Source organism: Streptomyces sp. NPDC054834, from assembly GCF_053611185.1.
The window spans coordinates 24,302-47,369 of the sequence record NZ_JBSGZV010000059.1 but is presented as its reverse complement, the minus strand read 5'-3'; the positions used below and the strand labels follow the sequence as shown (position 1 = coordinate 47,369).

General features: G+C 68.4%; 20 protein-coding genes and 10 pseudogenes. 16 read left to right on the top strand and 14 right to left on the bottom strand.

The window, feature by feature from the left end; all coding sequences use genetic code 11:
- From ACWGJM_RS43430 to ACWGJM_RS43420, 3 genes and pseudogenes are all read right to left on the bottom strand, one after another.
- A pseudogene (locus ACWGJM_RS43430) lies at positions 1 to 266 on the bottom strand (ISL3 family transposase); the annotation flags it as partial.
- Positions 267 to 632: 366 nt separating this feature from the next.
- Positions 633 to 1,430: a hypothetical protein gene (locus ACWGJM_RS43425; RefSeq protein ID WP_453417286.1), complete on the bottom strand. Its 798-nt coding sequence runs from the start codon at positions 1,428 to 1,430 to the stop codon at positions 633 to 635.
- Complete coding sequence (locus ACWGJM_RS43420) at positions 1,430 to 1,969, bottom strand: SigE family RNA polymerase sigma factor (RefSeq protein WP_453417285.1); 540 nt, start codon at positions 1,967 to 1,969, stop codon at positions 1,430 to 1,432. The genes ACWGJM_RS43425 and ACWGJM_RS43420 overlap by 1 nt, the downstream gene beginning before the upstream one ends.
- A gap of 497 nt (positions 1,970 to 2,466) precedes the next feature.
- Here ACWGJM_RS43420 and ACWGJM_RS43415 point away from each other — a divergent pair, with 497 nt between their 5' ends.
- From ACWGJM_RS43415 to ACWGJM_RS43405, 3 genes and pseudogenes are all read left to right on the top strand, one after another.
- On the top strand, positions 2,467 to 2,820 hold the full coding sequence (locus ACWGJM_RS43415) for a hypothetical protein (RefSeq protein WP_453417284.1): 354 nt from the start codon (positions 2,467 to 2,469) through the stop codon (positions 2,818 to 2,820).
- Positions 2,821 to 2,906: 86 nt separating this feature from the next.
- Positions 2,907 to 3,179, top strand: coding sequence for a VOC family protein (locus ACWGJM_RS43410; protein ID WP_453417283.1), 273 nt, complete (start codon positions 2,907 to 2,909; stop codon positions 3,177 to 3,179).
- 71 nt (positions 3,180 to 3,250) lie between these two features.
- Positions 3,251 to 3,373: pseudogene (locus tag ACWGJM_RS43405) on the top strand (IS5/IS1182 family transposase); the annotation flags it as partial.
- Positions 3,374 to 3,378: 5 nt separating this feature from the next.
- On the opposite strand, the pseudogene ACWGJM_RS43400 reads toward ACWGJM_RS43405, so the two are convergent.
- Positions 3,379 to 3,755, bottom strand: a pseudogene (locus ACWGJM_RS43400) (winged helix-turn-helix transcriptional regulator).
- Between the two features lie 73 nt (positions 3,756 to 3,828).
- On the opposite strand from ACWGJM_RS43400, the pseudogene ACWGJM_RS43395 reads away from it, so the two are divergent.
- The 4 genes and pseudogenes from ACWGJM_RS43395 to ACWGJM_RS43380 all read left to right on the top strand — a co-directional run.
- Positions 3,829 to 4,194, top strand: a pseudogene (locus tag ACWGJM_RS43395) (NADPH-dependent F420 reductase); the annotation flags it as partial.
- A 236-nt stretch (positions 4,195 to 4,430) separates the two neighbouring features.
- Positions 4,431 to 4,856 (top strand): annotated as a pseudogene (locus ACWGJM_RS43390) (IS5 family transposase); the annotation flags it as partial.
- A gap of 1,025 nt (positions 4,857 to 5,881) precedes the next feature.
- Positions 5,882 to 7,168, top strand: coding sequence for a ricin-type beta-trefoil lectin domain protein (locus tag ACWGJM_RS43385; protein ID WP_453417282.1), 1,287 nt, complete (start codon positions 5,882 to 5,884; stop codon positions 7,166 to 7,168).
- Positions 7,169 to 7,259: 91 nt separating this feature from the next.
- The gene (locus tag ACWGJM_RS43380; protein ID WP_453417281.1) at positions 7,260 to 8,462 is read left to right on the top strand and encodes a glycoside hydrolase family 64 protein; all 1,203 of its coding nucleotides are present in this window, start codon (positions 7,260 to 7,262) and stop codon (positions 8,460 to 8,462) included.
- Here the strand turns inward: ACWGJM_RS43380 and ACWGJM_RS43375 are convergent.
- The 5 genes and pseudogenes from ACWGJM_RS43375 to ACWGJM_RS43355 all read right to left on the bottom strand — a co-directional run.
- A pseudogene (locus tag ACWGJM_RS43375) lies at positions 8,459 to 9,466 on the bottom strand (IS481 family transposase). The gene ACWGJM_RS43380 and the pseudogene ACWGJM_RS43375 overlap by 4 nt on opposite strands.
- A gap of 564 nt (positions 9,467 to 10,030) precedes the next feature.
- Positions 10,031 to 10,327 (bottom strand): DUF3592 domain-containing protein, encoded by a 297-nt coding sequence (locus ACWGJM_RS43370; protein WP_453417280.1) that lies wholly within the window; start codon positions 10,325 to 10,327, stop codon positions 10,031 to 10,033.
- A 518-nt stretch (positions 10,328 to 10,845) separates the two neighbouring features.
- Positions 10,846 to 11,307, bottom strand: a complete 462-nt coding sequence (locus ACWGJM_RS43365; RefSeq protein ID WP_453417279.1) for a hypothetical protein — start codon at positions 11,305 to 11,307, stop codon at positions 10,846 to 10,848.
- A gap of 231 nt (positions 11,308 to 11,538) precedes the next feature.
- Entirely contained in the window at positions 11,539 to 11,811 is a 273-nt protein-coding gene (locus ACWGJM_RS43360; protein ID WP_453417278.1) for a DUF4209 domain-containing protein, read from the bottom strand.
- Between the two features lie 553 nt (positions 11,812 to 12,364).
- Positions 12,365 to 13,231 (bottom strand): annotated as a pseudogene (locus tag ACWGJM_RS43355) (IS701 family transposase); the annotation flags it as partial.
- On the opposite strand from ACWGJM_RS43355, the pseudogene ACWGJM_RS43350 reads away from it, so the two are divergent.
- Positions 13,179 to 13,667 (top strand): annotated as a pseudogene (locus ACWGJM_RS43350) (transposase); the annotation flags it as partial. The pseudogenes ACWGJM_RS43355 and ACWGJM_RS43350 sit on opposite strands and share 53 nt — an antisense overlap.
- 75 nt (positions 13,668 to 13,742) lie before the next feature.
- Here ACWGJM_RS43350 and ACWGJM_RS43345 read toward each other — a convergent pair.
- Both ACWGJM_RS43345 and ACWGJM_RS43340 read right to left on the bottom strand, forming a co-directional pair.
- Positions 13,743 to 13,985, bottom strand: a complete 243-nt coding sequence (locus tag ACWGJM_RS43345) for a DUF3761 domain-containing protein (protein WP_453417277.1) — start codon at positions 13,983 to 13,985, stop codon at positions 13,743 to 13,745.
- Positions 13,986 to 14,528: 543 nt separating this feature from the next.
- Entirely contained in the window at positions 14,529 to 15,200 is a 672-nt protein-coding gene (locus ACWGJM_RS43340) for a MarR family transcriptional regulator (RefSeq protein ID WP_453417276.1), read from the bottom strand.
- A 361-nt stretch (positions 15,201 to 15,561) separates the two neighbouring features.
- Between ACWGJM_RS43340 and ACWGJM_RS43335 the strand changes: the two genes are divergently transcribed.
- Complete coding sequence (locus tag ACWGJM_RS43335) at positions 15,562 to 15,924, top strand: hypothetical protein (RefSeq protein WP_453417275.1); 363 nt, start codon at positions 15,562 to 15,564, stop codon at positions 15,922 to 15,924.
- 159 nt (positions 15,925 to 16,083) lie between these two features.
- Here ACWGJM_RS43335 and ACWGJM_RS43330 read toward each other — a convergent pair whose 3' ends face one another.
- Positions 16,084 to 16,626 carry a hypothetical protein gene (locus ACWGJM_RS43330; protein WP_453417274.1) on the bottom strand — a complete coding sequence of 181 codons (543 nt, stop codon included), beginning with the start codon at positions 16,624 to 16,626 and terminating at the stop codon, positions 16,084 to 16,086.
- A gap of 60 nt (positions 16,627 to 16,686) precedes the next feature.
- Between ACWGJM_RS43330 and ACWGJM_RS43325 the strand changes: the two genes are divergently transcribed.
- Positions 16,687 to 16,929 carry a hypothetical protein gene (locus ACWGJM_RS43325; protein ID WP_453417273.1) on the top strand — a complete coding sequence of 81 codons (243 nt, stop codon included), beginning with the start codon at positions 16,687 to 16,689 and terminating at the stop codon, positions 16,927 to 16,929.
- 9 nt (positions 16,930 to 16,938) lie between these two features.
- Here the strand turns inward: ACWGJM_RS43325 and ACWGJM_RS43320 are convergent, their stop codons facing one another.
- Positions 16,939 to 17,097: a hypothetical protein gene (locus ACWGJM_RS43320; protein ID WP_453417272.1), complete on the bottom strand. Its 159-nt coding sequence runs from the start codon at positions 17,095 to 17,097 to the stop codon at positions 16,939 to 16,941.
- 368 nt (positions 17,098 to 17,465) lie between these two features.
- Here ACWGJM_RS43320 and ACWGJM_RS43315 point away from each other — a divergent pair, with 368 nt between their 5' ends.
- Both ACWGJM_RS43315 and ACWGJM_RS43310 read left to right on the top strand, forming a co-directional pair.
- The gene (locus ACWGJM_RS43315; RefSeq protein WP_116152629.1) at positions 17,466 to 18,035 is read left to right on the top strand and encodes a DUF4232 domain-containing protein; all 570 of its coding nucleotides are present in this window, start codon (positions 17,466 to 17,468) and stop codon (positions 18,033 to 18,035) included.
- A gap of 404 nt (positions 18,036 to 18,439) precedes the next feature.
- The gene (locus tag ACWGJM_RS43310) at positions 18,440 to 18,586 is read left to right on the top strand and encodes a DUF6233 domain-containing protein (RefSeq protein ID WP_453417271.1); all 147 of its coding nucleotides are present in this window, start codon (positions 18,440 to 18,442) and stop codon (positions 18,584 to 18,586) included.
- An 80-nt stretch (positions 18,587 to 18,666) separates the two neighbouring features.
- On the opposite strand, the gene ku is transcribed toward ACWGJM_RS43310, so the two are convergent.
- The gene (gene ku / locus ACWGJM_RS43305) at positions 18,667 to 19,590 is read right to left on the bottom strand and encodes a non-homologous end joining protein Ku (protein WP_453417270.1); all 924 of its coding nucleotides are present in this window, start codon (positions 19,588 to 19,590) and stop codon (positions 18,667 to 18,669) included.
- Positions 19,591 to 19,736: 146 nt separating this feature from the next.
- Here ku and ACWGJM_RS43300 point away from each other — a divergent pair, with 146 nt between their 5' ends.
- The 4 genes and pseudogenes from ACWGJM_RS43300 to ACWGJM_RS43285 form a co-directional block, all read left to right on the top strand.
- Positions 19,737 to 20,015, top strand: a complete 279-nt coding sequence (locus ACWGJM_RS43300; protein ID WP_453417269.1) for a hypothetical protein — start codon at positions 19,737 to 19,739, stop codon at positions 20,013 to 20,015.
- An 88-nt stretch (positions 20,016 to 20,103) separates the two neighbouring features.
- Positions 20,104 to 20,313, top strand: coding sequence for a hypothetical protein (locus ACWGJM_RS43295; protein WP_453417268.1), 210 nt, complete (start codon positions 20,104 to 20,106; stop codon positions 20,311 to 20,313).
- A gap of 294 nt (positions 20,314 to 20,607) precedes the next feature.
- A pseudogene (locus ACWGJM_RS43290) lies at positions 20,608 to 21,740 on the top strand (IS3 family transposase); the annotation flags it as partial.
- Between the two features lies 1 nt (position 21,741).
- A pseudogene (locus tag ACWGJM_RS43285) lies at positions 21,742 to 22,938 on the top strand (IS701 family transposase); the annotation flags it as partial.
- Positions 22,939 to 23,068 lie beyond the last annotated feature (130 nt).

The following is a 23,068-nucleotide window of genomic DNA, read 5'->3' as shown; positions in this document are numbered from 1 at the left end:
GCGGCCTCGCTCAGGTTGTGCCAGAGGTGCCACCGGTCCGCGACCTGGACGGCCTGCGGGGCGCCGGCGGAGGCGCCTTCGGCGAAGAACGGCGCACGGTCGCGGCAGACGACCTCAATGCCCGGCCGCTCGGCGAGCCAGGCCGCCAGGCTGGACGCCTCCCGGTCCGGCAGCAGATCGACGGGGCGGCGGGTCTCGATGTCGACGAGGATGGTGCAGTAGTGGCGGCCCTTGCGGGTGGCGTACTCGTCGACGCCGACCACCCGCGGCGCGGGGACATCGGGCTCGGGCAGCGCATCGACCACCGAGAACGCCGGCGATGCGGGCTCCGGCCCGGCCCGCGGCCAGGCGGGGATCGAGGCCGGAGCGACTTGCTGGAAGGAAGGGTACGGCGCTCTGGGCCCAGCGCGGTCCGGCCGCGGATCAGGAATGACGAGAGCGCCGTCGACGCCCTCGGGCACCCCTCCCTTGGCCGGTCTTTCCTCTGATCACGCGTTGGTCTCGCGTCGGCAGCATGCGCCCCTCGCGCTCACTTCCTCACCAGGCCCCCCCAGGCACGTTCGCGGTGAGCCCCGTTCGGCAGTGCCTGGTCAAACATCCTGACGTGCTGGCAGCCCCGGGGTGAACGGCTGCTACTTCGTCACCTCCACAGACTTGAATTCCGTACCTTTCGGCGCTGCGCACGCGAACCAGTTGGCACCGGAGTACGCAGCGGCAGGTCGCAGAGCCGCATTCGGGGCGTCGATGGAGTACGTCTCTTCGCCTCTGCGTGCCACCGAGCTGTCGCCGTCCTTCCAATGGCAGGTGATCTCCTTGGCGGACTTGGCCGCTTCGCCGATCACCAGCGTGAAGGGGGTCCGCACCTGGGCCAAGAGGGTGAGGCCGGACTGCGTGCCCGTGGCTGGAGGGAGCTTGTTGAACAGCACCTGTTTCCCTCGGCCTTCCCCGTCGGCAAGGATCGCCGAGACTGAGGTCTTGCCGATGAGATCGGTGTAGCGGGTGACGCGTTCAGGCCGGTACCCGAAGTTGCCCATTGCGTCCCATTGCGCAGCGGCCTCACTCTCGTTGTGCGGGGCGGGCCACACCTGAACACCGACTTGCCACGCCTTGCCCTCGTACTTGCCGCCGCTCAGATCCGCCCACTCCGGCACACCCGCCTCCCGCGTCGGCGGCGCAGGCCGCGTGGCCGCGGGCGCTCCGCGCCCCCCATGCCCACCGGGCAGCCCGGCGTATGCCAGGGTCCCCGTCGCCCCCGCCAGCACCACCGCCGTGGCCGCCGCCACCGCCCAGCGGCGTGCTTTGCGGCGCCGGCCTGCTCGCATCACTGCCTCCACCGGGGCTGTGCCGATCTCGACCCCGCCGGCGGCATCTGCGAGGAGGAAGGCGATGTCCGCCTGTGTCATGTCGTACTTCTCCCGTTTCTCGTCCATCACTTACGCCCTCCACGTGTCACCGTCTCGGCCAGTCCCGGTGCGGCGCGGAGTTTGGCGATCCCCTTGGCCGCACTGCTCTTGACGGTGCCGACCGAGCAGCCCATCGCCACCGCCGTCTGTGTCTCCGTCAGGTCCTCCCAATACCTGAGGACTACCGCCTGCCGCTGCCGCACAGGCAGTTGAGCCAGCGCCGCCAGCAACGTGTTGCGGTCGTCAGCCTGCGTGATCCGGTCGCCCGTGTCGGGCACCTCGCGAACCAGCCCCGAAACGTCCCTGGGCGCCAGGAACTCCTTCAGCCGCCTTCTGTGTCTGCGTGCATGCGCGTTGATCATCACGCGCCGTACGTACGCCTCCGGATCGTCGGCCGAGCCAACCCTGCGCCAGGCCACGAAGGCCTGCTCCAGCGTCGACTGGACCAGGTCCTCCGCGGCATGCTGCTCCCCCGTGAGGAGAAATGCCGTGCGCATCAGCCGCGGCCAGCGACCGACCACGAAGTCCTGGAAGTCCTCGCTCCGGGCCTGTCTGTGATCCCCCATGGGCACCTCCCTAGATGTCAAAAGGAGTCCATGAGCCGTCCGGACCGTTGCCTCACACCGCGAAGAATTTTTTCGAGGCCGTCCACCCGCACCTGCACCCGGACCCGCAGCAGCGCACCACCGAACAGCCCAGCCCGATATTGTGCGCGAGTCCCACCCATGCGCGGCGAGGCCCCCAGCAGCTGGCCAAGCAGCCGGCGGAGGTGCGGACCGAGCCGGACGAACTCGCCCTCGCCGAACGGGTCACGCCCCGCACCGAGGGCCCGGCGCGGCGAAGAGCGTCGCGCACCGCTCCTTCACGGATGACGCGGGTGGCGGCCTCATCCTGGACCTGGCCCGAACCGGCGAATCCGGCTGGGTGTTCACCTTGTTCCACACCGGGCAGCAGCCGTCCGCCGGCACTGTCGAAGACCACCGGGCCCTGTTCCACGACGTCATCGACCGGCTCGGCCTCACCCTGCAGCACAGGGAAGGCCATCGCGAAGAGCCCTGCCAACGTGGCCGTGTGGTGCACGTTCCTGGGTGAGAAGCCCTTCCAGGTCACCCACAACGGCCCGCTGTACGCCCAGGGCCATTACACGGGCTCCTCGACTCCGACGCCCGACAAGTGCCGCGCCCAGGTCGACCTCCAGCGGTACGAAACGTACGACGGCGGATACTGGCACGCGGTGAAGCACAAGGACAGCGGGTGGACCAAGTGTAGCGGGCACTACACCACCCCGGGTCTCAAGTGCGTGCATGATGGCCACAAGGAGACGTACAACACCCAGGTGACCCTTCAGGTCGAGTACCACGGAGGCTTCGGCGAACCCGGTATCGCAGACTGGCACAACACCGTGATCGACTGCTGAAGCCCCGTTCACCCGCAACGGCCTGCCGGATCGGTCCGGTAGGCCGTTTCCGGTTTCGGCTGCGCAGATGAAAGTGAGGCAGCAGCATGCACATTCATTTTGAAGCCATAGACCCAGAGAAAATGATCAAGTTCTGGGGCAGCATCCCGGGCCATGGTGAGTACAGCGTTGGGGAAGCGGAGTCTCCGGCTGTGCTGCCCGTCGTCACTGTCCTCGTCGGAACGGTCGCCGAAGAGGTTCAGACGCTGATCGCCAAGGGCGCCTCTCTGGTGGAACTCCATGATCCCATGGAAGCCCTAATGACGGATCCGGAAGGCAACAGGTTCAGGGTGGTGCTCGACCCCGATCACGAAGCATGACGTTCTCCAGCGTGGATGCGGCCCGGCGTACGGCACTCGCCCTTCAAGGACGCCGGGTCCCGGATCGGTTCGCCCATCTGCACTGGTTCCGCCGCCTGCGGATCCGCTGGGAGATCCGCGACGACATCCACGAAGCCTTCCTCGCCCTGGGATGTGCACTCATCTGCTGGCGACGTCTGCGTTCACGCTGTTGACCCGTCTAGCAAGTTGGACGAGGGGACTGCGGGTCAGGAGTGCATGCTGCTTCCTGGGCGGCCATAACCTCATCGCCGTGCTCGAAGGCCCATGCGCCGACGGCGCCGATGGGCGCCAGGTCCGTCCCAGAGCGGTGAGTTGGTACTCGACCCGTGATGGCGCGTCGGGGTCTGCCTGCCGGTCGACCAGTCCGTTGAACTGCAGCCGGCGCAGAGTCTCGGTGAGGACCTTGGAACTGATGCCCTCGATCCGCTCCCGTAATTCGACCGGGCGCCTGGGACCGTCGCGCAGTGCCCAGAGCACCACGGCGTTCCAGGTGTTGGAGAGCAGGTCGAAGGCGAGGCGGGCGCGGCAGTCGGCGAGGAAGGCGTCGGTCGTCACGTACCAAATGGTGCCCGAACGGCCTTCTAGCGTCGGTGTGAACGGTCGAAGAGGCACGGAGAGGGACCACGTGATGAGAATCGGCGTACTGGGCACGGGCAACATGGCCGACGCGCTCGCCACCCACTGGGTGCGGGCCGGGCACGACGTGACCATCGGGGGGCGGGACGCACACAAGGCGGAGCGGCTCGCGACGCGCATCGGAGGCAGCGCGAAGCCTGGCAGTTTGCGCGCGGCGGCCGAGTCCGGCCAGGTGGTTTTGGCCGCGCTGTCCTTCGGGGCCGGAGTAGGTGTGGCGCGGGACCTGCACGCGGCCCTGGAGGGCAAGGTGCTGCTCGACTGCTCCAATCCGGTCGGGTCGGGCTTCCGGCTGCTGACGGAAGGAGGCCCCTCAGCCGCGCAGCAACTGGCTGCGGCAGCACCGGGAGCCCACGTGGTCGGGTTGACCTGCAGCATCGGGCATCTGATGCAGGCGTGTTCGTGCCGACAGCCTGATCGTAGGGACGGGCGCAGTTGCCGAGTTCGACCTTGCGCTTGTCGAAGTGCTCCTCGAAGTCAGCCCACTCCTCCGCCGTGACCTCGCGGTGTTCGTCCTCTGGCCTCTGGGATCGGCGGTGGTTCAGGAACTGCTGGTAGGACGCGACGATGTCTTCGGCGAATACAGCGACGTAGCCCGGCAAGAATGGCTCGAAGATCCACCTGATCACCGAGAGGACTGGTTTACCCCTCGCTGTCGGCATCTCCGGCGCGAACCTGCACGACAGCCAGGCGCTCGAGCCGCTGGTGCGCGGCATCCCGCCGATCCGCTCCCGCCGCGGCCCGCGCAGACGACGGCCCGCCAAGCTGCACGCGGACAAGGGCTTCGACTGCGACCACCTGCGCCGATGGCTACGCAAGCGCGGCATCCGGCACCGCATCGCCCGCAAGGGAATCGAGTCATCCACACGGCTTGGCCGGCATCGCTGGACGATCGAGCGCACGATGTCCTGGCTGGCCGGCTGCCGTCGCCTGCACCGCCGCTACGAGCGAAAGGCCGAACACTGCCTGGCCTTCACAGCCATCGCCTGCAGCCTCATCTGCTACCGCAGACTCACCAAATGAGACCACGTCTTAGTTCCCAGGGCGCGCCGCCGGGCGGACCAGCTGCGCCGGCCCCGTCCCGGCCAATCCGTGCTGGCACCAAGGCCACGCCTCGCGCTCAGCACTCCCGCCCAGGCAGCGCCCGCCGCCATCGCTCCCTCGGCGTCCGTCGCCGCGTCCTGGTAATGGCGTTGGGAGCCGCGACGGCGGTGGTGATGGCGGTCGGTCCTGCTCAGGCCAGGGCGGAGGTGACCCGGTACAACTGCCCGGACGGAGCCGTCTGTCTGTACGCCGAGGGTGCACCCCTCTCGTCGACGCCCACCCACGTCTACTACAGCTACGGCGCGCACAACTTGAGCGGTCAGTACAACAAGCACTGGATCTTCAACAACCAGTACGGCGGCGCTCATGCGAAGCTGTGCACCGGGTACAACGGGACCGGCACCTGTGGCTACGACATGGGACCGCAGGACGGTTGTGGATGGACTTCACGCCGATCAAGGTGTACCTCTGCCTGCCCTGAACGGGTGAGCGGCTCGTCCGCGCGTAGGACACCAGCCTCGCGTGCTGGGAAGGTGCTGCCGCACCCCGCCGATGCCGGATGCGCGGGCGAACGAGCCAGGCTGGGAGCGGGGCCGGCCGAGCCGGTCGCTTCCCCGTGCCGGACGAAGCGTCTCCTGTCTCAATTGCACTGTCGGCCCCGTCTGCGGGCTGGCCGCGGCCCTTGTGCGCGAATGCCGCCACATCAACGGGATTGACCATTCCGGCGGGTGGTCCCGGAGAGTCGCTCTTCTTAAGTGAGGCTTAACCGCTTCTTAAGCGTTCTTGAGTCTCGGCTCGTTCCTCAAGTAACCGCAGTTCAGCGGGTTTTGATGGCACCCTGCACAAGTTGGCCGAGGCAACGGCCGTGCGTACCATCGGGATCCCCCCACGGCTCACCGCAGCCGAGAGAGCGCTCTCAAGCAGAACGATCTGCCTCCTCGTTCGCGGTCCGCCGTACGGGCGGAACCACCTGCACCCCCCACAGACAAGGTGTCATCCCAGCCATGGCAGCTCATCGCGCTCGGCGGTGGACGCTCGGCGGACTGGTCTCACTGGTCGCCGCCGCACTCGTCACCGTCCTCCTCATCACGACGACCGGCTCCGGGGCGAACCGGGCCAGCGCCGCACCCACCGCGGTGACCTGGTCCGACGACTTCGACGGCAGTGCGGGAAGCGCTCCCGACCCCACCAAGTGGAAGCTCGAGACCGGCGGTTCGGGCAATGGCAACCACGAGCTGCAGTACTACACACCGGGCAACCAGAACGCCGCCCTCGACGGCCAGGGCCACTTGGTGATCACAGCGCGCAAGAACACCGACTCCGGGCTGCAGTGCTGGAACGGGACGTGCCAGTACACATCGGCCCGCCTCAACACGGCCCGCGGCTTCACCCAGGCGTACGGCCACTTCGAGTCCCGTATCAAGATTCCCCGCGGCCAGGGGGTGTGGCCGGCCTTCTGGATGCTCGGCGACAACCTCCCCAGCGCGGGCTGGCCCGACAGCGGGGAGATCGATGTCATGGAGAACGTCGGCAAGGAGCCCGGCATGGTCCACGGCACCATCCACGGCCCCGGCTACTCCGGCTCCGGCGGGCTCGGTGCCGCGTACACCCTTCCGGACGGCAAAGCGTTCGCCGACGACTTCCACGTCTTCGCCGTCGACTGGAGCCCGGCGGCGATCACCTGGTCGGTGGACGGCCACGCCTACGAGACCCGCACGCCGTCCGACCTCGGTGGCAAGAAGTGGGTCTACGACCATCCGTTCTTCCTCATCCTGAACCTCGCCGTCGGCGGCGACTGGCCCGGCAGCCCCGACTCGGCCACTTCTTTCCCGCAGACGATGACCGTCGACTACGTCCACGTCTCGACCTCCGACGCGGGCGGCTCGACCGGCTCGACCGGCTCGACCGGCGCCGGCGGCGCCATCAAGGGCATCGGCGGAATGTGCGTCGACGTTGCAGGCGCTTCCGCGGCGGACGGGACGCCGATCCAACTGCACGACTGCAACGGCGTCGACGCCCAGAAATGGACGCTGGGCAGTGACGGCACCCTCCGCGCGCTGGGCAAGTGTCTCGACGTACGCGGCGGTTCCACCGAGGACGGCACCCCCGTCCAGCTCTACGGCTGCAACGGCAGCAGGGCCCAGCAGTGGACCTACACCTCCGCCCACGACCTCACCAACACCGGTGCGGGCAAGTGCCTCGACGCCAAGGACAATGCGGCGGCCGACGGCACCCGGCTGCAGATCTGGACCTGCGGCGGCACCGTCAACCAGAAGTGGACCGTGGGCTGACCCCGCATGGCGGACGGCCCACCCCACCCCACCCCACCCCACCCCCCACTCGCCTCCACGAGGCACACGCACCAAGGAAAGGCGCAAGAACATGACACCACGTCACCAGCGCAGTCTCAGCCGCCGCAAGCTGCTCATCGCCCTGGGCGGAGCGGCGATAGCGGCGCCCGCCGCGGCGGCCCTGGCTCCCCACGCCCTCGCCGGTACGACGGACAACGGCACGAAGGCCGCAGCGGCAGGGGCGCTCCCGCTGACGATCGTCAACAACAGCGGCTCGTTCGACAACGCCTCGGTGCACGTCTACATCGTCGGCAACCAGGACGGCAAGCAGGTCCGGGTCACCCCTGACGGCACTCTGGCCCCGATATCGCTGTCCGACAACGGCGCGGACGGCTTCACCGACTACGCCCTTTCCCTGCCCGCGAGCGGGGAGGCCGACCTCGCGCTGCCCCGCATGTCCGGCCGCATCTACGTGTCGCTCGGCGAGAAACTGAAGTTCAAGGCCGTCGCGGACGGGAACGGCAATGCGGCGCTGCAGTACCCCGCCGGCTGGGTGACCTCCGACCCCAACTACCGCGTCCTGCACGACTGCGCCGAGTTCACCCACAACGCCTCGGGCATGTTCTGCAACACGACCATGGTCGACATGTTCAGCGTGCCGATGAGCATCCGGCTCACGGGAGCCAAGGACCAGACCACGGGCACCCTGCGCGACGGCGGCCGGGCCGCGGTGTTCAGCGCCGTCAAGCAGGTCGCGGAGTTCGCCCCCCTGGTCGTCGACGACCTTCGCGTCATCGCTCCCGGCCACGGGCTCGACGCGGGCCTGTTCGCCAAGGACTACTTCGCCCCGTACATCGACCAGGTATGGAGCACCTACACCGGCAAGGACCTCACGGTCACCACCAACGCGGGCACCTTCACCGGCCGGGTACGCGCCGACAAGTTCACCTTCGACGGTCCGGCCCCGGTCGCCTTCGGTAAACCGTCCACCCGCGACGTCCTGTTCTGCGACGGCAACCTCGCCGCCCCGAACGACGGCACCACCGGTCCTGTCGCCGCCGTCCTGGGCGCCGGCTTCAACCGATCCACCCTGCTCAGCAACCCCGCCCAGCCGGTCACCGACGCATCGGCCTTCTACCGGACCGACCTGACGAACCACTACGCGAAGGCCGTTCACGCGGCGACACAGGACGGCAAGGCCTACGGCTTCGCCTTCGACGACGTCGCCGACTTCGCGTCCTACATCCAGGACACCGCACCCACCGGGATCCGGCTGACCCTGACGCCGTTCTAGATGTGCTGTCCCGGGACGTTGGGGACGCGGCTGGCGGGTGGTTGGCCTTTCAGCGCGGTGTGTCCGCGGTGGTGATTGTAGGTGTGCAGCCACTGCGGGAATGCTGCCCGTCGCTCGGCTTGGGACCGGTAGGGGCGGGCGTAGGCCCATTCCTCCAGCAGGGTGCGGTTGAAGCGTTCGACCTTGCCGTTGGTCTGCGGCCGGTCGGGCCGGGCGCGCTTGTGCGTGATGCCTGCCCGGGTCAGCTCGTCGCGCCAGTCGCGTGAGCGGTAGCAGGAGCCGTTGTCGGTCAGCACCCGCTCGACGGTGATCCCGGCCTGGTCGAAGAAGGCGTGGGCCCGCTGCCAGAAGCCGGTGGCGGTCTCCTTCCCCTCGTCGGGGAGGATCTCGCTGTAGGCGAGGCGGGAGTGGTCGCCGACGGCGGTGTGCAGGTAGTTGTAGCCCAGGTTGGGACGGCCGTGGCGGGTGCGGGGCCGGGTGGGGTCGCGGTGCGCGGAGCTGTTGCGGCCGCCCTGGGCTCTGCCGTGGACCTTGTGCCCGCCGCCGTCGGGGATGTTGCCCAGTTTCTTGATGTCGACGTGGATGAGTTCGCCGGGCCGCGCGTTCGTAGCGGCGCACGATGCGGCCCGTGGCCCGGTCGAGATGGGACAGGCGGGCCAGGCGGTAGCGGGTCAGGAAGCGATGCACCGTCGAGGGCGCCAGGTGCAGGAAGTGCGCGATGCGGGCCGGTCCCCACCAGCGCTCAGGCGGACCTTGATGATCCGTCGCTCGGTGCGGGTCGGCGTGCGGCCAGGGCTGTGGTGGGGCCGGCTGGAGCGGTCTGTCATGCCCGCCTCGCCGAGCAGGCGGTAGCGGTTCGCCCACCGTTGAGCCGTGGTCGGTGAGACCTGGAAGCGTTCGGCGGCCCGCCGCAGCGGCCAGCCGAGCATCAGGCTGCTCTGGTCGGCGGAGCGGCGTCCGAGTGCAGCACGCCAGTTGGTCTCGCTGATGTCGGCGAGGAGCATCCTCGCTCCGGGCAGCGTCAGCACGATCCCGTCTCGGTGGCCGGCCCAGCGCAGGCCTGCGACGCCGGATCCGCTCTGCCGGTAGGCGAGACCGTCGATCCACCTTTCCAGCTGCGAGGGCGCGATCCTCACCACCAGTTCGTCGGTGCGGGGAGTGAGACTGCGGATGCCGAACGGGCCGCCGGTGAGGGTGGGGCGGTGGCGGCCGTAGGCGGCGATGAGCGCCTGGAAGACCCGTGCCTCGCCTCGGGCCTGTCCGGGCGTGGGCATCGGGATGAGGTGCTCGGAGTCGGTGAGCTCGGCTCGGGCGGTTTCTCCGGACTCACCCGTGGCCATCTGGCGAAGGGCGACCGGGTCAAGATCGGTATCGGTCGTGTGAAGGCCCACTGCTGTCGGGGCGTGTACGGGGTCAGGATTTGGGTCACGAGCAACTCCCGCGTGAGATCCGCTGTCACCTGCTACAGGTGTGTGAAATGCGTGCGGTGTGACAGTGGAAGCCGACGAGTTTTGTGCACGTGCTCGGTGGCGCCTGGACCTCCGGGTTCCTGCGGAAGCCGCAGGTGATCAGGCAGTGATCAGCAGGACCAGGAGGACCGACAGGGTGCCGGCTGTGAGCGCCGCTCCGACGATGGTGAATACCCGGTAGATCGACGGGTTGTCCCAGCCTCGGATTTCGAAGCGGCGGGGGTTCTTCTCGTCGTAGAGGACAGTGACGGAGTTGCCGATGCCGTAGCCGTGGAGAACTGTGCCGCGGCCGAAGCTGGAGGGGTACGTGCAGTCGCGGCCGTCCCGGGTCGTCCAGGCTACGACGGGGTGGTGGTACTTGGCTCCGTCGTCGTCTCGCCTAGTGTCGTGCCGCACGACTCGGCCTGCCGCAGTGATTCCGGTGCGTCGCAGCGCGCTGGCGCGGCGGAGTCCATACACGCCAGCACAGAGGAAGCTCACGCCGATCAGCAACGGTATGAGCGAGTAGAGCCATTCGCGTTCCATGTGGTGTTCGACGCGCAGGCGACGACATTGGTTGCCGCGGCAGACGTGCCCGCCTCTGTTGCCGCGCCGGAACGTGGGCAAGGTCTAGGCGCAGGTCAGTGCGGCGATATGGCATGCGGCTGCTGGACGTCAGGCGGTTCGCCGGCGCGCTACCCGTGGAGGTCTCTGGTGCGCCAGACCGTGCCCATTCCTGCGCTGCTGAGGAGTCTCTCACTCGGTGCCAGCGGGCAACCGTCGTACCGCGGGGCATGGTTCCTCGAATCCTGTATGCCCGAGGGGCGGAGGTGGCCGGCCTCAGCGCACCGTCGGGCGGGCATCCGCTCGACGGTGCGGTGGAGCAGTAAACGCCTTGCCGGAACGTGGCGACGCGTATGTAAGAGGGCCGGCTGTCAGTGCTTGAGCTTGTATTCGCAGGGCTTGGCCGACTTGCCGTCTTGATTGTCAGCGACCTGCTTGCCGTCGACCTTGATCGTGCACGGGGCTGGCTTGAGCATCCCGTCCGGGCCCTCGATCGAGCCGGGCACCACCGACACCGTGACGCCGACCTTCAGCTCGGCGCCCTCCAGTTGGACTGACTCCGTCTTCGTCCAGGGCAGCGTCACCTCCTCGAAGTGGTTGGTGTTCCCGATCCACATGACCTTGGCCGGGCCCGTGCCGCCCACCTCAAAGACCACCTGGTGCGGAACGCCGTTCTTCCCCGAGGACGAGCCCTTTGCCTCGCCGGTCGCCGAGGCGCTCGGTGAGGCCTCGCCCGCCTTGGCCGGGCGGGCGTCCTTCTTCTCGCTGCCGCATCCGGTCACCAGGGCCGCTGCCGCGAGCAGACTGATGGTGAGGGTTGCTGTTTTGCGCATGTGTGTACTTCCCCGTTGCTGAACTAATCGGTGCTGATGCGAATTACCGTAGATCATGGCGCCGCGCGGGAGGACATCGCCCGAGGGGCGTCGGGCAAGCGCCGCCCCGCATTGATGCGGGTCAAAGCCCGTGTCCCGCGCGGACACTGGCTGATCGATCACGGCGTACGAAGTCACCTCCCGGCGATGCCGGTGTCGTGCTGCCCTTTTGAGCTCAGCCTTGCTGGACGCTCAGGGGACGGGCGGGGTGAGGGTTCGATGTCCGTGGGCGTGGCTGAGCAGGTACAGCGCCGCTTGGAGGATGAGCGCGACGCGGTGCTTGGGCGGGGTGTCGATCAGGCCGTGGCAGACGTTGTTGCGCAGGTTCATGCCGCGGTCGGGGTCGACGAGGAGAAGCTCCAGGGCGCGGCTCCAGCCCGCGGGATATCCGGCGTCCGGCATGTTGCGGATGAGTCCGCCCAGCTGGTCGACGGTGCCGGGTGTCTTCCCCTTCGCCACGGACATGATCGGGACTCGGGAGCGCAGGAGCTGTCTGAGGATCTGCTCTACCTGAGGCAGGGCGATGCACGCCGCCGCGTCGAGCTCGCCCAGCCAGAAGTACCCGAAGGCGTCGGCGAGGATTCGGGCGCGCGGCTCCGGCAGGACGGTGCCGTGGGCCAGGGCGGTGATGAATTCGGTCTCGTGGGGTGGGAAGCGCTCGTGGATGGTCGAGCTGATCGGCGGTGAGGTGCCCGAGCAGGTCCATCGCGAGGACCTGCAATTCGACGGCATGGTTATCGTCGGCGTCGACGGGTGGGGTGACCTGGACGGGGCCGGCGGTGTTGATACGCGTGCGCGGAATCCGCAGCAGACCTTCCAGCGCGTGCGGGTCGTCGGCGTGCTCGCGCATCGCCGGATGGGTGTCTTGCGCGGTTCGCCACAGGGCGTCTCGCAGGTCTGGGGCGGCGTCGATGTGTGCTCGGGCCCAGTTGAACAGCCCCCGCGGGAGAACCACTGCACGGCGGAGTCGGGTCCATCCCAGGGAGTCCGGATCGGTCTGTTGCAGGGCCATCTCGGCACGCACCCTCAGCTCGGTAAGACCGTGGTCCCGTGCTTCGGTCGCGGCACTCGCGCGCGAGCCCTGCCGCCAGGTGAGGGAGGTGAACGCCTCCTGCCCGAGGTCGGCGGCAAGGGCTGCCACTGAGGGTGCGGGGTGGCGGTAGCGGGGCTGGGGCCAGCAGCCGACAGGGCCCTTGCGGTCCGGGGCTGTCGGTTGGGCGTCGAATGGGTGGGCGGTCACGTCCGCGCGGACGGCCAGCATGTAGTCGATTCCCCGCTCTGCCAGGCCGGCCCGCAGGTGGGCGTTGGTGCCGTAGGCGGCGTCGGCCACCACGACCGACGGCCTCATGCCCCAGTCGGCCAGCGTGTCGAGCATGTCCAGAGCCAGCCGCCACTTCTCGCGGTGCCCGGCCTCGGGCGGAATGCGGGTGACGGTCCTGCGGTCGGTGTCAGCCGCCCACTCCTTGGGCAGGAACAGCCGCCACTGCAGTGGGCAGGAGGCCGTGTCCCTGGCGGCGTGGACGCTGACCGCGACCTGGCAGTTGGCGCGTTTACCCAGGGCTCCGCAGTACTGCGGAGCCACGGCGACCGACATTCTTCCGTCCTTGGGCAGCGACACGTCGTCGATCACCCAGGCCGTCGGGTTGACCAGCGGCAGCATGCGTTCGCAGATCCGCCGCTGCACCGGCACCGGGTCCCAGGTGGACTGGTTCACGAACTGCTGCAGGTTCTGTTCGTTGCCGTCCGGCAGCCGCGAGGCCATGGCCTGGATCGACTTGCGGCGGCCGTCCAGCATCAGTCCCTGCAGGTAGCAGTCGCCTTTGGCCCGCTGCGCAGGCCAGGGGACGGACGCGGCGAAGAAGATCGTGGGCCGCAAGCGGAGCATCGTTACCGACACGCTCGGACTGCTGCTGGCGGTGCTGGTCACCGCGGCGAGCGTGCAGGACTCCGTCGCTGGCACCGACCTGATCGACCAGGTGGCCGCCGCGCACCCCACCATCCGTAAGGTCTGGGTGGACGGCGGCTACCGAGAGCACCTCGTCGAGCACGCCGCCCGCCTCGGCATCGACATGGAAATCGTCCAACGCACGCCCGGAAAGAAGGGCTTCAGCCCGCTGCCCAAGCGCTGGACCGTGGAGCGGACCTACGGCTGGCTGATGTTCCACCGCCGCCTGGCGCGCGACTACGAGACCCTGCCCGCCCGCTCGGAAGCCATGATCCAGCTGGCCATGACCGACCTGATGGCCCGCCGCCTCACCGGCGAAGCAACTATCTCCTGGCGGGACCCGAAACCACAGGATCAAACACCCATTCCGGGATGAAACATCGGGAGAAAACGACCTCTAAAGAGCCCGCTGAGGTGGCCTCGTGCTGCACGAGGCCACCTCAGCAGTGTGCTACTTGAACCAGTAGCGGACGCCGTGATGGTGGGAGCAGGTGCCCTGCGAGTGCCGGGAGTAGGACAGGGAAGCGTCCTTGCACTTCGCGGTCTCGTACTTGTCCGCGGGCTTCTTGTGGTGCGTCCAGCCGCACACCCCGGTGGTGTGGTGGATGCAGTGGTGAGCGGTGTTGGTGGAGGGCAGCGTCACCGCGGAAGCGGACGGCGCGCTGAAGAAGACGCCGGCGACGGCGACAGCCACGGCGCAGGCAGCAAGACGAGTGCGCAAAGGATCCCCCTAGTCCTCGTACACGGCGATGAGTCCGGCGGGCGGCAGGGAGCTCCAGTGGCCAGTGCCGTTCCAGATCTCGTTTCCGTGAAGCTCGAAGTCGGCTGGCACCCATCCCAGGTGAGTCCTCGCCACCTGGCGGAACCACGCCGCCACGGGTGACGGCGCTGCACTTCGCCTCCACCGCGACCTTGCCCAGCGGCTTGGCCGGCCCCTGCCCGTCAGCGACGCTGACCTCCTCCACCAGGCACCCGCCCCCACCCGGCACCCCGGCCGCGTGCAGGTCGTCCTCGGTGGCCGCGTCCACAAGACGCAGGTGCTGAACCTCGCCCACGCTGAAGCCCGCGAGTGGGCGATGTCCGGCGTCCACGCCGGCGACGGCGGCGGCCCGCCCCTGCCCAAGTCGACCACGCCCGAACCCGCGCCCGTCCTGCCCGCCGCAGCACCGGCCGCCGACCCCGACGACCCCGATTCCGAACGCAGACGACCAAGGTCAGAGGCTTGGAAGTGTCGCGACTACAACGGAGATCGATACGGCTGTGCCAGGTGGTGGCCAAGGGGTGTCGCGATGTGCCTGACGGCTTGCCCCATGCGCAGCGTCCGAATCAGGCCCGCCTGCCGCAGCACGGCGGCGTAACGGCTGACCGCGGCGTCTGACACTCCGAGCAGCGAGGCCAACTGCCGTCCGGTGACGCCCCCGGACGTGACGATCGCTGCGAGTACCTCCGCTCTGCCGTCGCCCAGCAGGGATCGGAGCGCGGCCATGTGGTCCGGCTCAAGGCGTGGAGGGGCGCCGGCAGGAATCCGGATGGTCAGGTGATCGCTGGCGGGTTCAGCCAGGGTAACCCGCCGACTGAGAGCCACTGGCTGGATCTGGAGTGATCGCTCGCCGAGCCCAAGGTCTGCTTCGAAAGCCGTCGGCACCTCCACGACGCCAGCGCGGAACCCGATGTCGTGTCCGAGCCGGTACAGCATCGCCGAGGCACCGCCAGCCACGTAGAGGTGCGACAAGTCGGCGGCGCGGGCCGCCACCGCCGAGGTGATCATCGAGCGGTGCGGGTCGACCGCTGCGCTGCGCAGACGGTCCACCGATGTGGCCAGGACGCTGTAGGCGCGTTCGTCTCCCTCGGCCAGGGCTTTGGTGAACGGCGTCGGCCGGCGCCGCGCGAACAAGTGGGAGAAGTACATGGGGTCGACACCCTCAGCGAGGTCTGGGGAGGTGCCGCGAGAGTAGAGCTGGGCCAGCGGTAGGCGCGCCTGCCCGCCACCGGCAAGGGCACGCCCAGCAGCGGTCAACTCCGCGTCGAAGTCAGCAATACCACAGATCCTGACATTGCCCAGGCCCTCCGACCCTAGGTGAATGCGTATCAACTACCCCCCATGGTCTTGACGCCCTCACCAGGGCTTTTGCACTACACGGAGAAAGCTACCCGCGCGCGGGCCAAACCGAAACGATGGGGACGCACAACACCGGAACGGCGCTGTGTCCGTCAAGGAAATACGAGACACATACGCCCCTTTACCCGTCACTATCTCCGAAGGAGCAACCGTGGAAATCGGACGCACGATCAAGTTCGCCATGGCAGGGATTGCCGCAGCAAGCCTCGTCGCCGTCTCGGCCAGCGCAGCGTCAGCAGCCAGCCTGGGCGGGGATGCGTTCGCCGGCAACTGCCATGCGTACATCCTCCCCTACTCTGCCATGTACGCCTACGGTCACGTCGACGGGCCCGCCAACGAGTGCAAGGTGGACCTGTGGCAGGTGAACACCCAGACGGGCGGCATGACGCACACCGGCTGGTCAGGCGGGGTGAACACGTGGCCGGAGTACCACAACGACGGAGTACACAAGCTCTCTGTAGAGGTCTTGGACATCAACACCGGCCAGGTTGGCCAGGGCTCTTGGGTCTTCTGATCTGCCCGAGCTGAGGGAGAGTGAGCACTCTCCTCCCTTGGGGCTGGTACGCCACCCAGGTGCCGGGCCGAACCCGTGCCAGCCCGGCACCGCGCCGCTCTGCGCACAACCTGCTCACCCGAAGCCGCGACCGGGTTCGGACGGCTGTGGACACGGCGATCAGGGCCCGGTCGTCGCCGAGGTCGTTGGCGTACGCTTCCCGCTCTTTCGCTGTCTAGGCGGAGGCGCCGGAGTCCCAGGCTTCGGCGAGGGGGACGAGGTGGTCGACGTCGAGGCCGCGGGCCCCCGGATGTAGCGGTCGTCGTAGGCCGAGTACCACTCGCCGTCGGTGAGGGTGCACTTCGGGCCCTGCTCGGGCGGGATGACGGCCTCGGCTTTCAAGACTTCGGCTCTTGTGTTGCAGCCGTCCTTGTCGGCGTCGGTCCAGTGCTTGAACTTGTCCCGGGTGTACCCGGTCCGGTCCTCGGTGCGGACGGGAAGTCGAGCGAGCGCGTCTCGTACGGGGGAAGTGATCGTGTCGCCGGAGTCCTCGTCGACCGGGGCGGCGTGGGCGGTCGTGGGGATGAGCAGGGCGACGAAGGCGGCCGCCGTGGCGGCGGTACGAGCGAAGCGCACAGGTGTCCTCTCGCAGGTCACGAACTGGTCGTGACCTGCGTAGCGGTTGCGATCGACGACGCGCCCGGAGTGCAGCAGCAGCTCCACCCGATCAGGCGGTAAGTCCGATGGTCGACGCCCGACAACAGCCGCTTAGGATCCGTGCATGTGGCAGACATCCCAGACGAGCTGATCAGGCTGGAACGATCCGCCGAAGAAGAACGCGCCCGCCTCGCGGGCCTGACCGGCGACGAGTACGACGGGCAGTGGCGTTGCTGGCGCGCCGCGGCGGAAGCCGTCCAGGCGGCGATCACCGCGCACGCTGAAGCGACCGAGGCCAGCCGCTACGAGGTTGAGCAGGCCGTGAAGCGGGCGGTCCGGCACGCCCAGGAAGATCCGACCGTCGAGTAGCCGGTGGGATTACGGCTCGGTTGGCCAGGTGGCCAGCGTGTCGGTTTCCTCGTCGACGAGGGTGACCCGCGGCTCGGGCATCTTGCCGACCGCGCCGGCCCAGCGCCGGAACTTGTCGCACGCCGTCTCCTCGTTCGCCCACCAGCCGTGCTGTACCGGCCCGGCCACGGGAGGACAGGGTGAGGTGGTAGCGGCCGGTGTCCCGTGCCACTGGATCTTGACCGTTTGCCATCGGACTTTGACGGACGCGAGTTTGTGTCATCGGAGTTTGATCACCGCAGGTCAGCGACTCAGCGCACCTTCGGTGCGCGCCGGGGGCGTGGTAAAACCGGTGGCGCGCTGGAGGTGCTTCTGTCTGCCCTGACGGCCATCTGCACGGGTGCAGCCTGTCGTCACCGTTCCGTCACAAGTAGTCGCCGCACGGAACCCTGCCGCTCTTCCGCCCTGTCTGCACTCACGTACCACGACCACGCGTACCGCGGGGCAACAACCGACGACCGAAACCCGCGGACGAGACGACTCAGGGGGACGACAGCATGCGTCACAGCAACGGCATTCGCAGGGCGGCTCTGGCGACGACGGCGGTCACGGCCGTCGCGGCGGCGGTGACCGGCATCCTGCCCGGCACCGCCATGGCGGCGAGCACCACCACCTCCACCCCGCCGCCCGCCTGCCCGGCCTCCGCCCTCCAGGTCAGCGCCTGGCAGGCCGTCCACCGGCCCGTCGGGACCGGGACCGGGGCGGCGGTCGTGCAGTTCACCAACGTCTCCCGGAGGACGTGCGTCCTGAAGGGCCATCCGACAGTCGCGGGCGCCGGCAACGGCTCCCCCGCCCACAACACCCCGCTCAAGGTCACCCCCACCGGCAGGGCGGCCACCGTGACGGTCCGGCCGCACGGCAAGGCGTGGGTGAAGCTGACCTTCGTCCAGGTCCAGGGGGAGGCCGACGGCTACTGCGTGTCGGGCAAGGACCCGGTGACGTATCCGACGATGGTCATCGGGCTGCCGCACTCCGGGAAGCACCAGGTCGCCCTGAACGACGGGGTGTGGGCCGAGTGCGACAACAAGGTGACCGTCACCCCGGTCTCGGCAGTCAAGCCTTCCTGACCCCCCCCCGTCCCCACAAATCGAGCAGCCTGCATGACGATCGCAAGGCTCTGACCTACACGTTTACGAGGAACTGCACATAAGTGCAGGTCAAACTCCGATGACACAAACTCGTCCGTCAAAGTCCGATGGCAAACGGTCAAGATCCAGTGGCACGGGACAGCGGCCGGGGTCGTTGTCGCCGTTCACGCCCGCCACCATAGAATCGAACACGTGAACGCCCCGCCGCCTGATCTGCCACGTCTCCGCACTCTGGAGACCTGGCTCACCCTGAGCCTTGGCCGGGTTCGGCAGCAGACCGCCGCAGCCGCGCAGCGGGAGACGGAGCGGCAGCGAGGCCTCGCCGCCCGGCCGCCCGCTCCCGACTGGGCCGTCGAGCAGGGCCCCTCAACCGGGACAGCCCCGTGTACGTCCATGAAGGTCCCTGCTGGAACGCGGGCAAGGGCAGCAAGGGCGTCACGCGCGACCAGGCGCTGCGGGCCCTCGCCGAGGGTGTCGCTGCCTGCCCGCAGTGCCGGCCGGACACCGCGCTGGGCTACGTGGATGGGTGACGCTAGGTTCCCGGGCGCGGCAGGCGCGTCATCTGACATCCTCTGGGGTGCGTGGGCGATAGCCCTACGCCTGTCGCGCCTCAGGCACTCTGCGGGCGGCGCCCCGACGTCTTCTTCGCGGCAGCCTTCTTCGCCGCGGGCTTCTTGGCCGGCTGCTTCTTCGTGGTCGTCTTCTTCTTCGACTTCGGCATCTCGTGCACGTCCGCATCCTCGGCTGGCTCACCGCGGCCAGCCTTGGCCTGCTGCACGGACGCGTTCAGTGCGGCCATCAGGTCGAGCACCTGGGCCGGCTCCTCCGGCTTGGGCGCCTCGGGGAGTGGCTTCTCCTCGCGTTTCGCCTCGATGATCTGCGCGATCGCTTCGGTGTAGCGGTCCTGGAACTCCTCGCCTTCGAGCTCGTCGACGGTCATCGTCTCCATGAGGGCGAGCGCGCCCTCGATCTCCTCGTCGGTCACCGCCACCGGGGGCGGGAGCAGCTCGGCGGGGTCGCGGATCTCGTCCGGCCAGCGCATGGCGTGCAGCACGAGGACGTCGTCCCGAACCCGCAGCAGGCCGAGGCGTTCGCGTCCCGACCAGGCGTACTTCGCGACGGCCACCTTGTGGGAGCGGCCGAGGGCCTGCACGAGCAGCTTGTACGGCTTGGCCGCGACCTGGCCGGCGGGCTGGAGGTAGTAGCCCTCGGCGATCCGAATGGGGTCGATGGACTCCAGCGGTACGAACGCGTCGATCTCGACGGCCTTCGCCGTGGGCAGCGGAAGCTGCCTCAGCTCCTCGTCCGTGATCGGGATGACCTGCGTCTTGGTCAGTTCGTAGCCCTTGCCGATCTCGTCCTCGGTGACCTCGCGGTCCTCCAGTTCGCACACCTTGCGGTAGCGGACCCGGCCCATGTCCTCGAGGTGGTACTGATGGAAACTGATGCTGTGGTTTTCGGTCGCGCTGACCACGTTGATCGGTACCGTGACCAGCCCGAACGAGATGGCGCCGCTCCAAATGGTTCGGGGCATGGCAGTCCTCCGCAATGACCCCGAGCACCATCAAGCTTATGAGTGGCACGGATGACGCGCAGCAGGCAAATGCGGACAAAAGGGTGAATAAGGCCATGCCGGTCGGGGACTCGCTTCGCTGAACCCCAGGGAACGGAGACCATCGCATGATCATCAAGAAGATGCACGAAATGGGCGTCCGAAGCGAACACGCCTACATGGCCGGCATGGCCTCCATAGGCCTCAGCGTCGCCGCCTGGATCGGCAGCCTCAAGATGGAACCCGGAGTCAACGTCGCCCGTGCCGACCGCTGGGGCATCTTCGTAGGCGAATGGGCCCCCACCTTCTTCGGCCTCGGCCTCGCACTCTCCCACTACGAACAGCAGGACGGCACCCTCACCGCTGCCAACGTCCACGAACTCCGCGAGCACGCCAAGGCCAGCTAGCCGCACAAGCCGGCGCCCGCCTCTGGACCAAGGGGCGGGCGCGCTCTGCCGACATGCAACCGGATGCCCGCACCCACACCCTGGAGGTATGGCAGCACGAGTTGTCGTCTACCCGCCCGACGAGGACCGCGGGCGCACGGTGAGGCTCGACGGGGAGATCCTCGGACGCGCGTTCCGGCTGCGGGACATCGTCGCGTTCCTGCAGACGGCCGGCCTCGAGGGCGCAGACGACCTAGATGTGGTCCGGGCGAATTGGATCGAGTGGCGGGGCGGCGGGCCAGATGCGTGGGATCAGTGAAATCCCGTCTTACCGATCCTTAATTAAGAACTCCTTACATCGCAGGTTGCTGTAGGCCACACTTAGAGGGCGGTAGGTCAGTCAATGTCTGTTTCGGCTTAGGTGCAGTTCAGGCTGAGTGACCAGCCGTGATGGCGTGCTTGACGGACGTGGCAGTGGTAGCTGAGCTGGGGCTTTGGCCGTCCGCCGGCTGTGCCGGAGCCAGTCACTCGGTCGAAGCTGCACCGGGGACTGCTGCAGGGTTGGGTGACACCTGACCTGGCTTGCTGAGAGGCGGCCTGGAAGGATGTTGCAGTGCCCAAGCCGTATCCGAAGGAGTTCCGCGAGGACGTCGTGCGGGTCGCGCGCAACCGCGAGCCCGGCGTCACGCTGGAGCAGATCGCCGCTGACTTCGGGGTCCACCCGATCACGTTGTCGAAGTGGCTGCGCCGCGCCGAGACCGATGAGGGCGCCAGGCCCGGTAACGACGTCGGGTGAGTCGGCCGAGCTGCGCGAGGCCCGCAAACGGATCCGGCTGCTGGAGCAGGAGAACGAGGTGCTCAGGAGGGCTGCGGCGTATCTGTCGCAGGCGAACCTGCCGGCAAAATGATGTACCCGCTCGTCCGCGAGTTGGCCGCCGCCGATGTCCCTTACCGGGTGCCGGTGGCGGTGACGTGCCGGGTGCTCGGGCTGGCTCGCCAGCCCTACTACCGGTGGCTGGCCCGGCCTGCCACCGACGCCGAACTTGCCCAGGCATACCGGGCCAACGCCCTGTTCGACGCGCACCGCGACGATCCCGAGTTCGGGCACCGCTTCCTTCTCGACGAGGCCCACGCCGCCGGTGAGGCGATGGCCGAGCGGACCGCCTGGCGGATCTGCCGGGACAACGGCTGGTGGAGTGTCTTCGGCAAACGCAGGGGCCGCGGGAAGAACGCCAAAGCCGGGCCACCGGTCCACGGTGACCTGGTGCGGCGGAACTTCACCGCGGACGGCTGAACCGGTTGTGGCTCACGGACATCACCGAGCACGCGACCGGCGAGGGCAAGCTGTATCTGTGCGCGGTCAGGGACGTGTACTCCGGCCGCATCGTGGGCTATTCCATCGACGGCCGGATGAAGTCCCGCCTCGCGGTGGCCGCGCTGGAGTCCGCCGTCGCCCGCCGCGGCCCCGCCGCGGGAAGCATCGTGCACTCCGACCGCGGATCGCAATTCCGGTCCCGCAAGGTCGCCGCCGTCCTCACCCGGCACGGCCTGGTCGGCTCAATGGGCCGGGTCGGGGCCGCCGGCGACAACGCCGCAATGGAGACCTTCTTCGCACTGCCGCAGAAGAACGTCCTCGACCGCCGCGTCTGGGCCACCCGCCAGGAGTTGCGGATCGCGATCGTCACCTGGATCGAGCGGACCTACCACCGGCGCCGACGGCAACGACGCCTGGGCCGATTGACCCCCGAAGCGGGCCAAGGACGACTGCTACCTGCGGGGGCTGATGCTGGACGGCCGCCGCAAGTCGATCCAGGCCATGGCCGCTCGGCTGCCGGATGGCAACGAGCAGAACCTGCAGCAGTTCGTGAACCAGTCCACCTGGGACCCGGTTCCCGTGCAGCGTCGGATCTGCGAACGGATGCTGCCGTTGATCGCCCCGGCGGCCTGGGTGATCGACGATGTGTCGGTGCCCAAGGACGGAAGAATGTCGGTCGCTGTGGCTCCGCAGTACTGCGGGGCCTTGGGCAAGCGGGCCAACTGCCAGGTCGCGGTCAGCGTCCACGCTGCCACCAATACCGCATTCTGCCCGCTGCAGTGGCGGCTGTTCCTGCCCAAGGAGTGGTCCTCGGACACCGACCGCCGGGCCCTCACCCGCGTCCCGCCCGAGGTCACGCACCGGGAGAAGTGGCGGCTTGCCCTGGACATGCTCGACACACTGGCCACGTGGGGCATGACGCCGCCCGTCGTGGTGGCCGACGCCGCCTACGGCACCAACGCCCATCTGCGGGCCGCACTGTCCGACCGCGGAATCGGCTATGTGCTGGCCATCGGCGCGGACGTCTCCGCTCACCCTTTCGACGCGAAGCCCGTGGCCCCGGACCGCAATGGCCCCGTCGGCTGCTGGCCCCAGCCCCGCTACCGCCACCCCGCACCCTCGGTGGCAGCCCTGGCCGCCGGCCTCGGGCAGGAGTCATTCACCTCCCTCACCTGGCGGCAGGGCTCACGGGGAGAGTTACGGTCCCGCTTCGCTGCCGTGCGTGTCCGCCCCGCGGGTAACGCCGTCGAGCGTCCGATCCGGGCTGCTGCCTCGGCCGAGCAGGGCTGGTGGGAGGGGGTCCTGCCCGACTGCTGGCTGCTGGTCGAGTGGCCGAACGACGCCGAGGCTCCCACTGACTACTGGCTGTCCAACATGCCGGCCGACACCTCCATCGCAGACCTAGTGCGTTTGGCCAAGATCCGATGGCGCATCGAGCACGACTACCGTGAACTCAAGCACGGCCTGGGCCTGGACCACTTCGAAGGCCGTTCCTGGCCTGGCTGGCGCCACCACGTCACCCTCGTGACCGCCGCCCACGCGTTCCTCACCGAACAGCGTCTGACCCCAAAAGCTCGCGCACCGGGCTCACTCTCTACCAGACCCTCGACGCCCTCCAGGACATCCTGAGGTGCTGGACGGTATCTGCACCACCTGCCACCAATCCCAGCCCAGCAGGCCACATACAACATCAAGACCGAGGCAGACCTAACGGAGTCCTACTAGACGACAGAAGGCGCCGCATGTCACGGCCTGCGTG

What these genes read in the sequence shown, in the direction of transcription:
- ACWGJM_RS43425 (WP_453417286.1), bottom strand. Translation starts at nt 1,430, where the DNA reads ATGGACGAGAAACGGGAGAAGTACGACATGACACAGGCGGACATCGCC.
- ACWGJM_RS43420 (WP_453417285.1), bottom strand. Translation starts at nt 1,969, where the DNA reads ATGGGGGATCACAGACAGGCCCGGAGCGAGGACTTCCAGGACTTCGTG.
- ACWGJM_RS43410 (WP_453417283.1), top strand. Translation starts at nt 2,907, where the DNA reads ATGCACATTCATTTTGAAGCCATAGACCCAGAGAAAATGATCAAGTTC.
- ACWGJM_RS43385 (WP_453417282.1), top strand. Translation starts at nt 5,882, where the DNA reads ATGGCAGCTCATCGCGCTCGGCGGTGGACGCTCGGCGGACTGGTCTCA.
- ACWGJM_RS43380 (WP_453417281.1), top strand. Translation starts at nt 7,260, where the DNA reads ATGACACCACGTCACCAGCGCAGTCTCAGCCGCCGCAAGCTGCTCATC.
- ACWGJM_RS43365 (WP_453417279.1), bottom strand. Translation starts at nt 11,307, where the DNA reads ATGCGCAAAACAGCAACCCTCACCATCAGTCTGCTCGCGGCAGCGGCC.
- ACWGJM_RS43360 (WP_453417278.1), bottom strand. Translation starts at nt 11,811, where the DNA reads ATGTCCGTGGCGAAGGGGAAGACACCCGGCACCGTCGACCAGCTGGGC.
- ACWGJM_RS43340 (WP_453417276.1), bottom strand. Translation starts at nt 15,200, where the DNA reads ATGTACTTCTCCCACTTGTTCGCGCGGCGCCGGCCGACGCCGTTCACC.
- ACWGJM_RS43315 (WP_116152629.1), top strand. Translation starts at nt 17,466, where the DNA reads ATGCGTCACAGCAACGGCATTCGCAGGGCGGCTCTGGCGACGACGGCG.
- ku (WP_453417270.1), bottom strand. Translation starts at nt 19,590, where the DNA reads ATGCCCCGAACCATTTGGAGCGGCGCCATCTCGTTCGGGCTGGTCACG.
- ACWGJM_RS43300 (WP_453417269.1), top strand. Translation starts at nt 19,737, where the DNA reads ATGATCATCAAGAAGATGCACGAAATGGGCGTCCGAAGCGAACACGCC.
- ACWGJM_RS43295 (WP_453417268.1), top strand. Translation starts at nt 20,104, where the DNA reads ATGGCAGCACGAGTTGTCGTCTACCCGCCCGACGAGGACCGCGGGCGC.